Origin of the sequence: Brevibacillus sp. BC25 (assembly GCF_000282075.1) — a bacterium.
GTDB lineage: Bacteria > Bacillota > Bacilli > Brevibacillales > Brevibacillaceae > Brevibacillus.
Genome location: NZ_AKIX01000070.1, coordinates 1 through 10,374 on the forward strand (window position 1 = coordinate 1; position 10,374 = coordinate 10,374).

Annotated in this window: 9 protein-coding genes and 3 tRNA genes; 11 read left to right on the forward strand and 1 reads right to left on the reverse strand. The window is 46.7% G+C overall.

All coding sequences use genetic code 11. The features are described 5' to 3' along the window. Positions 1 to 69: 69 nt before the first annotated feature. The 4 genes from PMI05_RS19135 to rocF all read left to right on the forward strand — a co-directional run bounded on the left by PMI05_RS19135 (position 70) and on the right by rocF (position 1,379). Positions 70 to 146 (forward strand) — tRNA-Arg (locus tag PMI05_RS19135). Positions 147 to 151: 5 nt separating this feature from the next. After that, positions 152 to 228: transfer RNA gene (locus PMI05_RS19140), tRNA-Pro, on the forward strand. Positions 229 to 236: 8 nt separating this feature from the next. Continuing rightward, positions 237 to 310, forward strand: a tRNA-Gly gene (locus PMI05_RS19145). Between the two features lie 172 nt (positions 311 to 482). After that, complete coding sequence (gene rocF, locus PMI05_RS19150) at positions 483 to 1,379, forward strand: arginase (RefSeq protein WP_012684013.1); 897 nt, start codon at positions 483 to 485, stop codon at positions 1,377 to 1,379. Between the two features lie 93 nt (positions 1,380 to 1,472). Here rocF and PMI05_RS19155 read toward each other — a convergent pair whose 3' ends face one another. After that, positions 1,473 to 1,631, reverse strand: coding sequence for an aspartyl-phosphate phosphatase Spo0E family protein (locus PMI05_RS19155; RefSeq protein WP_007725277.1), 159 nt, complete (start codon positions 1,629 to 1,631; stop codon positions 1,473 to 1,475). Between the two features lie 169 nt (positions 1,632 to 1,800). Between PMI05_RS19155 and sigW the strand changes: the two genes are divergently transcribed. From sigW to PMI05_RS19190, 7 genes are all read left to right on the forward strand, one after another. After that, positions 1,801 to 2,364: an RNA polymerase sigma factor SigW gene (gene sigW / locus PMI05_RS19160; RefSeq protein WP_007725279.1), complete on the forward strand. Its 564-nt coding sequence runs from the start codon at positions 1,801 to 1,803 to the stop codon at positions 2,362 to 2,364. 17 nt (positions 2,365 to 2,381) lie between these two features. Beyond that, positions 2,382 to 3,005, forward strand: a complete 624-nt coding sequence (locus PMI05_RS19165; protein ID WP_007725281.1) for a zf-HC2 domain-containing protein — start codon at positions 2,382 to 2,384, stop codon at positions 3,003 to 3,005. Positions 3,006 to 3,109: 104 nt separating this feature from the next. Next, positions 3,110 to 3,934: a diadenylate cyclase CdaA gene (cdaA, locus tag PMI05_RS19170; RefSeq protein WP_007725283.1), complete on the forward strand. Its 825-nt coding sequence runs from the start codon at positions 3,110 to 3,112 to the stop codon at positions 3,932 to 3,934. Continuing rightward, entirely contained in the window at positions 3,927 to 5,174 is a 1,248-nt protein-coding gene (locus PMI05_RS19175; protein ID WP_007725286.1) for a YbbR-like domain-containing protein, read from the forward strand. Before cdaA ends, PMI05_RS19175 begins: the two co-directional genes overlap by 8 nt. Before the next feature lie 43 nt (positions 5,175 to 5,217). Continuing rightward, positions 5,218 to 6,564: a phosphoglucosamine mutase gene (gene glmM / locus PMI05_RS19180; protein WP_007725287.1), complete on the forward strand. Its 1,347-nt coding sequence runs from the start codon at positions 5,218 to 5,220 to the stop codon at positions 6,562 to 6,564. A 482-nt stretch (positions 6,565 to 7,046) separates the two neighbouring features. Beyond that, positions 7,047 to 8,879, forward strand: coding sequence for a glutamine--fructose-6-phosphate transaminase (isomerizing) (gene glmS / locus PMI05_RS19185; RefSeq protein WP_007725290.1), 1,833 nt, complete (start codon positions 7,047 to 7,049; stop codon positions 8,877 to 8,879). Between the two features lie 483 nt (positions 8,880 to 9,362). Next, a complete protein-coding gene (locus PMI05_RS19190; RefSeq protein WP_007725292.1) occupies positions 9,363 to 10,235 on the forward strand; it encodes an AraC family transcriptional regulator in 873 nt (290 codons plus the stop codon). Positions 10,236 to 10,374 lie beyond the last annotated feature (139 nt).

Below are 10,374 nucleotides of genomic sequence, written 5' to 3' on the forward strand. Positions count from 1 at the left end.
CTGACTTTTAATCAGAGGGTCGAAGGTTCGAGTCCTTCATGGCTCACCAGTTTTTTAAAATCATAATAGGTGCCCTTAGCTCAGCTGGATAGAGCGTTTGACTACGAATCAAAAGGTCGGGAGTTCGAATCTCTCAGGGCACGCCACTTATCGGGAAGTAGCTCAGCTTGGTAGAGTACTTGGCTTGGGACCAAGGGGTCGCAGGTTCGAATCCTGTCTTCCCGACCATTTTTTATGCGGGTGTAGTTCAATGGTAGAACTCCAGCCTTCCAAGCTGGTCGCGTGGGTTCGATTCCCATCACCCGCTCCATATGCTTATTTAGAAACGAGAAACCGACATGGTTGCTCGTTTTTTTGTGTTTTTGACAAAGCTTGTCCGACAGGTTATTTATGCAAAATCATGTCGAGTTGAGTCATTTTGCTTTCCGGGGCTACAATATAGGAGTAGAGAATGAATGAACGAAGGAAAGGGTGGCACTTCTATGAACAAAAACATGAGCATTGTTGGTGTACCGATGGATCTAGGTGCAGACCGCCGCGGAGTTGATATGGGACCTAGCGCTATCCGTTATGCAGGTGTTGTAGCACGCCTGGAAAAGATGGGTTTCAATATTGAAGACCGAGGAGATATTTTTGTAACGCGTCCTCACCACTTCACCGAGACGGAAAACCATAAATACCTGGATGAAGTCGTGGAAGCCAATGAAAAGCTTGCCAATGTTGTAAGCGATATCATGACTGCTGGTCGATTCCCGCTTGTATTGGGTGGCGATCACAGTATTGCCCTTGGAACCATAGCAGGTGTGGCTAAGCACGTAAAAAACCTGGGTGTGATTTGGTTTGATGCTCATGGTGATTTGAATACGGGTGCCACTTCTCCATCGGGAAATATTCACGGTATGCCTTTGGCAGCGAGCTTGGGGTATGGGCATGAGCGTCTGACAAACATTGGGGGATATACACCAAAGGTAAAGGCAGAAAACGTGGTCATTATCGGTGCGCGTGATCTGGATCAAGGTGAGCGTGAATTGATCAAGCGTATTGGGATGAAGGTATTCACCATGCATGAAATTGATAAATTGGGTATGGCTCGAGTCATGGATGAAGCAATCGCGCATGTGTCCAAAAACACAGATGGCGTGCATTTGAGTCTCGACTTGGATGGACTTGATCCACACGATGCTCCGGGAGTAGGGACGCCAGTAATAGGTGGTATCTCCTATCGTGAAGGGCATGTCTCATTGGAAATGCTGGCAGATGCAGATATTCTTTGTTCTGCTGAATTCGTAGAGGTCAACCCGATTCTTGACCGAGAAAATATGACAGCTCGCGTTGCAGTCGCTTTGATGAGTTCCGTTTTTGGTGACAAATTACTGTAAAATAAATGAAGAAGATCATGAAAAAAGAGAGGCTTTTGGCCCTCTTTTTTTGTTTTTCCGCATCTTTACATTGATGGGGGAAAGCTGTACATTCTAAGGATGGAGTCGAAGTTTATTTAATAGCTGGTCCAGTTGTACACTCAGCGTAACTAATTCTGGAGTAATGCAGGCTTGTTTTTTGTACTGATCGTTGAGTTCTTTTCGCAGCATCTCAATCTCGAGGAGAACGTCTTTTTTTGACAATCGTTGCACTCTCCTTTCCACCCGTGAGATAAATGAGCTATCATTACTTATATATAGAGGAAAGCAAACGCTTATTCCTCTATTTCCCAACAAATTATCCGCACAAACACAAGATTAAAAATGAAACCATATGCAGTATCATCCGTATATAGGATTACGGTATTGTGGGGAGGATCGCATGGATTTTGTAGAGAAACGGTTGACTCAGCGGGCAAAACGCGGAGACCGTGAAGCTTTTGCGGAGTTAATCGAGATTTATAAAGACAAGATATTTCAGCTCGCATATCGTATGGTGGGAAACCGTCAGGATGCAGAGGACATCGCGCAGGAAACATTTTTGCGTGTCTATGCCAATTTGCATTCATACGATGACAACTATAAGTTCTCCACGTGGATCTACAGGATCGCGACCAATCTATGTATCGACCGTGGCCGAAAAAAACGACCTGACTTTTCATTGGATGAAGAAACCGAACCAGGGCAAGGCCTGGACTGGTATTCACGCCTGTCTTCTAACGAGCGAACACCGGAGGACAAAGTCGTAACGCAGGAGTTGCAGGAGACAGTGCAAGATGCTTTGTCTCACTTACAGCCCAAATATCGCTCGATTATGATCTTGCGTTATATCGAGGATTTGTCGTTGCAGGAGATCAGCGATATCGTAAAGCTTCCCATAACGACAATCAAGACGCGTATTCACCGAGGAAGGGAAGCATTACGCAGCAAGTTGCGATTGATGTGAGAAAGGAGAAAATCACGATGGAATGCCGGGATATGATTTGCCTCATTCACGAATATCTAGATGGGGACACTGATGAATTAGCCAATCTGCAATTGCAAACACACATAAAATCTTGTGTGAGTTGTCGCCAGCATATGCATGAGTTGCAGAGAGCCATCGCTTTTGTTCAAAGTGCTTCACATATTCATGTCTCTTCTGATTTTACAGCTCGTGTACTTGCGCAATTGCCTGCGCCGACGAAAGCGAATCTGTTATCAGGATGGCTTCGTAATCATCCGTTTTTGACAGCTGCAGCGGTATTTCTCTTTTTGATGACCGGCAGCGTATTCAACAGTTGGTTTGATCGGGATGACACACTACAAGTATCCTCTGCTAATTTGGATAAATTAAAAATAGATCGTGAACGCAATGTCGTAGTTGTACCAGCAGGAACCAATATTGATGGAGACTTGGTTGTCCGCAACGGAAACGTAGATGTTCGAGGCCATGTAACAGGAAATGTTGTGGCCATTGAAGGAAAAGTGTTCGTGGCATCTACCGCCCAAGTCGTGGGAAATACCGAATCGATCGAAGCGATCGTAGATTGGATTTGGTATGAGGTGAAAAATATTGGAAATGACTTGCTTCCGATCTTGCCATAAGAGAAAATAGAGAGTACAGCTATCAGAGCACGGCAGTGGAGCCGTGCTTTTTCCGCAGAGATAGACTGACTTCATTAGATGGAGCGAGATATGGGGGCTTCGTTATGATATCGATATCCATGGATTATGGGGATTTGTTACGGTATGCAACGGATATTTTACTCGTTACATACGTGTTCTATAAAATCATCATGCTTATTCGCGGGACGCGCGCTGTACAATTGCTGAAGGGGATTATGGTCATCGTCATCACATGGTTCCTCAGCAAATATTTTCAGCTGACGGCACTGCACGCGCTGATGAATCAAGCTTTTACATTCGGGGTTTTGGCGGTCGTTATCATCTTCCAGCCGGAGTTGCGTCGAGCACTGGAGCAGCTTGGGCGAGGCAAGCTTTTTTCCCGTTCAAGCAGTACGCAGGATGACGAGGCGGTTAGCCGCTTGGTTCAAGAGGTGGGCAAATCAGTTACGTACATGGCCAAGCGTCGTATTGGTGCATTGATCGTCATTGAGAGAGAGACGGGTCTTAATGACTACGTGGAAACGGGTATTGGTATTAACGGGCGAGTCAGCTCAGAGCTGTTGATTAATATTTTCATCCCGAATACACCGTTGCATGATGGTGCAGTCATTATGCGAAAAGACATGATTATGGCTGCTGCCTGTTATCTTCCACTGTCTGAAAACAATTCCATCTCCAAGGAATTGGGGACGCGCCATCGAGCGGCAATAGGGTTAAGTGAGGTTTCCGATGGCATTGCGATCATCGTTTCCGAAGAGACTGGTCAGGTGTCCTTTGCCGCGCATGGAGCAATGAATCGCAATCTGACGGAGGCGCAACTGGCAGAGATGCTGACAGAACAGCTTCAGCCTCTGTCTAAAGGCAAATCCATGGGAAGTCGTTGGCAATGGAGGCGAAAACATGGATAAATGGTTAAACAGTCACTGGTTTGCACGTGCTGTTGCGTTGCTTTTGGCTATCATGACGTGGATGATTGTCAATCTGGAAGCCGAACAAACGACGACTCCTGAGGCAAGTCAGCCAACTTTTATTGATAGTGTCAATTTGCATGTGAGATACGATACCGATCGTTATCAGGTGGTTAAGCAGCAACGAACGGTAAAGGTTGCCTTGGAAAGCAATAATCCTTTTTATCGACACAATTTCTTCCCAGAGGAATCGTGGGAAGTGTATGTCGATGCAACGAGTCTGGGTAAAGGAACACATCGTGTACCTGTCCAGTACAAGGGATTCCCCGATGAAGTCAAGGTAGGGATCATCCCGAATATCGTGGAAATTACCTTGGAAGAGAAAAAGACCGTTGAGCGTGAAGTTTCCGTGGAGAAATTGGGACAGGTCGCCCCTGGTTATACGGCTGGAGAGCCTATTGTGAAGCCGTTTAGAGCGCTTGTGAGGGTACCTGAAAGTCAAGTAAATAAGGTAGCAGCAGTTAAGGCTTCGGTTGACCTGGAAGGGGCTACTTCCGCAATCAAAACAACGGTTCCGCTCAAAGTCGTGGACAAGTCTGGTAACGTGATTCAAGGTGCGGATGTGGTGCCACTTACGGTGGAAGTCAACATCCCTGTAACGAGTCCGTTTGCCAAAGTGCCAATCAAATTAAACTTGACGAATGAATTGCCGAATGGCTATAGTTTGGCTAGTATGGGTATGAATGTGGAAGAGGTCACGGTCTATGGACCGAAGGAAGTCATTGATGGCATCAAATCCAACACATACCCAGGGCCGGAAATCGATCTCGGCAACATTACATCAGATCGCGATATAGAGCTAAAGATACCGTTAATGGATAATATTGTGAAGGTAGAGCCGGAGTATTTGACCGTATCGCTGAAAGTCGTTCCATCAACGACCAAGCGTTTGGATAAGATTCCGATTCGCATTAGCGGGCTATCAGAAAGCATGGAAGCAAAGGTACTATCCACCGATGGCCAGGAGATATCTACAATCGACTTCGACGTGATCGGCGCACCTGAAGTGCTGAATCAGTTGAGGCATGAAGACTTGCAGGTCGTAGCAGATGTCAGCAATATGCCGGCGGGTGTATATGAAGTACCATTGAATTACATCTTCAATCAGTCGGAGTATATCAAGACTTCTGCGAGCGCACCGAAAAAGGTCACAATTCAAATCACGAACAAGCAAAGGTAGACATAAGCTGTTGTGTGCACAAGGAAGGAAATGAGGGACAATCATGGGGAAGTATTTCGGAACAGACGGTGTACGCGGTGTAGCAAATACACAACTGACACCCGAACTGGCATTTAAAATCGGACGTGTTGGCGGTTACGTTCTCACCAGACACAAGCAGGAAGGAAAACCAAAAGTTGTGATTGGGCGCGATACGCGCATTTCCGGTCAAATGCTGGAAAACGCACTTTTGGCTGGACTGTTATCGGTTGGAGCAGAAGTGGTCAGATTGGGTGTTATCTCCACCTCGGGGGTAGCGTATCTCACACGTGCACTTGGTGCAGATGCGGGTGTTATGATCTCCGCCTCTCACAATCCGTTTCCGGATAACGGAATCAAGTTCTTCGGCAGCAACGGTTTTAAACTGTCCGACGAAGTGGAAGCTGAAGTAGAACAGTATTTGGACTCGGCAGAGGATACTTTGCCTCGACCAACAGGCGAACAAATCGGGACGGTTCTGGAATTCCTGGAGGGTGGACAAAAGTACCTCTCTCACTTGAAGAGTACCGTATCTGAGCGATTTGACGGTCTGAAAGTAGTCCTGGACTGTGCAAATGGTGCTGTCTCATCATTGGCAGCTCGTCTGTTTGCGGATGTGGACGCTGAAGTGATCACGATTGGTGCGAATCCGAATGGAATCAACATCAATGACCAGTGCGGTTCAACGCATCCTGAACGTCTAGTAGAAGAAGTTTTGAAGCATAAAGCTGACTTGGGTCTTTCCTTTGATGGGGACGCGGATCGCTGCATTGCAGTAGATGATAATGGTGAAATCATCGACGGCGACTATATTATGGCGATCTGTGCACGAGCACTCAAGGCAAAAGGAAAGCTCAACAACAATACAGTTGTCACGACAGTAATGGCCAACATGGGCTTCTTCAAAGGGATGGAGGAGTGCTCCATCAATACGACGAAGACTGCTGTAGGGGATCGCTATGTAGTAGAAGAGATGCTGCGCGGCGGCTATAATCTCGGTGGCGAACAGTCCGGTCATATCGTCTTCCTGGACTACAATACGACAGGAGACGGTCTGTTAACGGGTCTGCAGCTCTTGAACATCATCAAGGAGTCTGGCAAGCCGTTGTCCGAGCTCAAACAAGTGATGGTCAAGTATCCGCAGCTTCTGATCAATGTCCGTGTAGAGGACAAGTCAAAGCTGAATGGCAATGAAGCTATTGCGCAGGCCATCCGTGAAGTGGAAGAAGATTTGGCTGGCAATGGTCGCGTCCTGGTTCGTCCGTCCGGAACAGAGCCAATCGTACGTGTCATGGCAGAAGGTCCAGATGCGGCACAATTGGAAGGGCTCGTGAACCGGATCGTTGACGTGGTCAAACAAGAGCTGGTGTAAAATTAGTGTTAAAAGTTGCAGGGAGCGGTTTCGATGCCGCTCCCTTTTGCATACAACTACAATACGAAGACGAGATATTGTCGCTCTTCACAAACTGTGGTACAGTGTTCATGTGCGCTAGCACCAAGAAAGAGAAAAATGGGAGGGGTTGTGCAAAAAAGAACAAGCATCGTAAATCAAATGCATACCATTGAAAAGCGCCAGCACTGAGGCTGCCCGACATGGAGCCCAGTGGACGAGGTGGAGGTTTATCGAAGGATTCGGCGGATACCTCCCGGCAGCAGTATCACTGCCGCAGAGCTCAGGGACAAAACATCAGGGTGATCTGATGGACAAAACCTTGTGTGTGATACGTTTTTTGCCATTGCCGAAATAGATGAAACAGTATGATCATATAAAAAACATGGAATGGCGGGGGACTCACCCCCGTACCATTGTTCGGGTGGAAGTCCCTCGCCAATTTGGAAGGGGACCATACATTTATGTGCGGAATCGTTGGATATATTGGAAATAAACAAGCGCAAGACATCGTGATCGGAGGACTTCGCAAGCTGGAGTATCGCGGCTATGATTCAGCAGGGGTCGCTGTCGTGAATGCAAACGGATTGGAGTACTCAAAAGCTCAGGGGCGTTTGGCAGTTCTGGAAGGCCGTTTGGAGTCGAATCCATTGACTGGTTCTATGGGAATCGGGCATACACGTTGGGCGACACACGGAAAACCGTCTGACGAGAACTCCCACCCACATACAGACGAGAAATCGGCTTTTGCAGTCGTTCACAACGGGATTATCGAGAACTTCCTGCCATTGAAAGAAGAGCTGCTGGCAAAGGGCTACACGTTCACTTCTGAGACAGATACCGAGGTTATCGCTCACTTGCTCGCGGACATGTACGATGGCGATATCGTTTCTACAGCGCGTCGTGCTGTGCAGCGCATGCGTGGTGCCTATGCATTGGGAATCATGACGGAGCACGAGCCAGATAAGCTGGTAGCGATTCGCTTGGCTAGCCCGTTGGTAGTTGGTGTGGGTCAAGGTGAGAGCTTTATCGGTTCGGATATCCCGGCTATTTTGGAGCATACACGTGACGTGTACATTTTGAACGAAGGCGAAATGGCTGTGTTGACTCGCGATGGTGTGGAACTGATGAACGCAGAGACCGGAGAGAAAATCGAGCGGGAACTGTTCCATGTCGAGTGGGATCTGGTACAAGCGGAAAAAGGCGGATACGATTCTTTTATGCTCAAGGAAATGCATGAGCAGCCTCAAGCTGTTCGCGATACCATGGGTGCCCGCATTGACGAGGACAACAAGCGAGTGATTTTGCCTGAGCTGAAAATGAGCGATGCGGAACTGGCGACATACGATCGCATCTACATCGTGGCATGCGGTACTTCCATGCACGCAGGTCTAGTCGGTAAGGATGTTATCGAAAAATGGACTCGCGTACCTGTAGAGGTAGCAGTCGCTTCCGAGTTCCGTTACCGTGATCCGATCTACACAGACAAGACACTGATGATCGTCATCAGCCAATCTGGTGAGACAGCAGACACGCTGGCTGCACTGCGTGAGGCGAAGAAGAGCAACGTGAAGGTGTTGGCTATCACCAACGTGGTAGGCAGCTCTGTAGCTCGTGAAGCTGACGAAGTGATCTTTACGTGGGCTGGTCCGGAAGTAGCGGTCGCATCTACGAAAGCATACACCTCCCAAGTCGTTGCCCTGTACTTGTTCAGCCTGTATTTGGCTCAAGTAAAAGGCACCATGGCGGCTGTTGAGGTTGCGGAAGTCGTTGATCACCTGAGCGAAATCCCTGGCAAAATCGCTTCCATGCTGAATGACGATGATCAGATTCGTCGCTTTGCAGAGGGCACAAAAGAGGTAAGCAGCCTGTTCTTCATCGGCCGCAGCCTCGACTATGCAGTATCGCTGGAAGGCTCTCTGAAGCTGAAGGAAATCTCCTACATTCACTCCGAGGCGTATCCAGCTGGTGAGCTGAAGCACGGTACACTTGCGCTGATTGAAGATAATGTTCCAGTTGTAGCTTTGGCTACGCAACCAGACATCTACGAAAAAACGGTAAGCAACATCGTGGAAGTAAAAGCTCGCGGCGCTCATGTACTGGGCTTTGCGACTGAGGGCAACCACGACCTGGCGAAGAGTGTGGATGAGGTCATTTACATGCCAGCCACTCTGCCAATGCTCACACCGATTCTGACCGTCATTCCATTGCAATTGCTTGCTTACTACGCTTCTGTCGCTCGCGGCCTTGATGTGGATAAACCACGTAACTTGGCGAAGAGTGTGACGGTTGAGTAGGTTGAAGGGAATAAGAACATCCTTATTCATTACAATAAAGTATTGTTCTAAGCAATAAACTTTTGCTCCAAGATAACTTCTAACAATAAAGTTATGTTTTAAACGAAATAAAGTTGGCAGTAAAAATATAAGTTCAGTTAATAATTAATGTTGTCACTTCTTATATTTAAGTTTATCACCTGATTATAAGTAAAAGTGACAAATGACATCTGAAACCTGTTATGACAAATGGTTGTCATAACAGGTTTTTTTGAGCTTTCTAAATAATTGTTAGTACTCAATGTTTTAGACTGGGAAAATATAGTATTAGACTGACGATGGGGCATTAAGCTAACGAGCAGAATAGCTGAAAAAAGAATGGTAATCCCTCATATCGAGTCTCTGTTCATCGAAACATGAAAAACCCTACAAAATCGTGCAGAAAAAGTCGGGAAGGTAAAAACCATCTCTGCTATCCTTTGATTAACGAGGGGAGGCTACGTCATGAATATGCTGGCACAACTGAACAAAGCTTTAAACTATATTGAGGAGAACCTGACAAATCCTGTTGATTATCAGGAGGTTGTGAAAATAGCCTGCTGTTCGGAATACCATTTTACTCGCATGTTCTCATTCCTAGCAGGCATTACTCTGTCGGAATACATCCGTCGTCGACGTCTAACTTTGGCAGCACTCGAGCTTTCACAAAGTGATATCAAAATTATCGATGCCGCTCTGAAATATGGATATAATTCGCCTGATTCCTTTTCTAGGGCTTTCCATAGCATGCATGGGGTTAGCCCTTCGGAAGCTCGGGTCCATGGACATTCCCTTAAGGCTTTCCCTCGGATGGTGTTTCAGCTGACTATCAAAGGAGGAAATGAAATGATTTACCGTATTGAAAACAAAGAATCTTTTCACATCGTGGGGATAAAAAAACGGGTACCAATCATTTTCCAAGGGGTCAATCCGGAGATTGCATCGATGTATGAAGGGTTGACGCCGGAAATGATTGATGAGATGAAGAGATTTTCTGATGTTGAGCCTTCAGGGTTTATAAGCGCCTCTACAAATTTCTCTGAAGGGCGTATGGAGGAAAAGGGAGAGTTCGATCATTATATTGGCGTTGCCACTACGAAAGACGCATGGAATGGTTTAGATCAGCTGGAAGTGACGGCCTCTACGTGGGCTGTATTCACAGTCGTCGGCTCTTTTCCGAGTGCGCTACAAGAGATCTGGGGGCGAATATATTCGGAATGGTTTCCGTCATCGGGATATGAGCTAAGTAAAGGGCCTGAAATTCTTTGGAATGAGCACAAAGATATCACATCGCCAAATTTTAAAAGCGAAATATGGATGCCTATCAAAAAGAAATAGAAGCATTGGCTGCATTAACGGGAACGATAGCTTAATAAATAACGAAAACGCGGCTGCCGGTATAGATCGGCAGCCGATCTGCGCTAAACCAGCTAATAGGATGTCAACATTTTTCAATAAAACGTGTTTTGTTTAATTG

Excerpts from the sequence above, each read along its gene's own strand:
- rocF (WP_012684013.1), top strand. The coding sequence starts at position 483 with ATGAACAAAAACATGAGCATTGTTGGTGTACCGATGGATCTAGGTGCA.
- sigW (WP_007725279.1), top strand. The coding sequence starts at position 1,801 with ATGGATTTTGTAGAGAAACGGTTGACTCAGCGGGCAAAACGCGGAGAC.
- PMI05_RS19165 (WP_007725281.1), top strand. The coding sequence starts at position 2,382 with ATGGAATGCCGGGATATGATTTGCCTCATTCACGAATATCTAGATGGG.
- cdaA (WP_007725283.1), top strand. The coding sequence starts at position 3,110 with ATGATATCGATATCCATGGATTATGGGGATTTGTTACGGTATGCAACG.
- PMI05_RS19175 (WP_007725286.1), top strand. The coding sequence starts at position 3,927 with ATGGATAAATGGTTAAACAGTCACTGGTTTGCACGTGCTGTTGCGTTG.
- glmM (WP_007725287.1), top strand. The coding sequence starts at position 5,218 with ATGGGGAAGTATTTCGGAACAGACGGTGTACGCGGTGTAGCAAATACA.
- glmS (WP_007725290.1), top strand. The coding sequence starts at position 7,047 with ATGTGCGGAATCGTTGGATATATTGGAAATAAACAAGCGCAAGACATC.
- PMI05_RS19190 (WP_007725292.1), top strand. The coding sequence starts at position 9,363 with ATGAATATGCTGGCACAACTGAACAAAGCTTTAAACTATATTGAGGAG.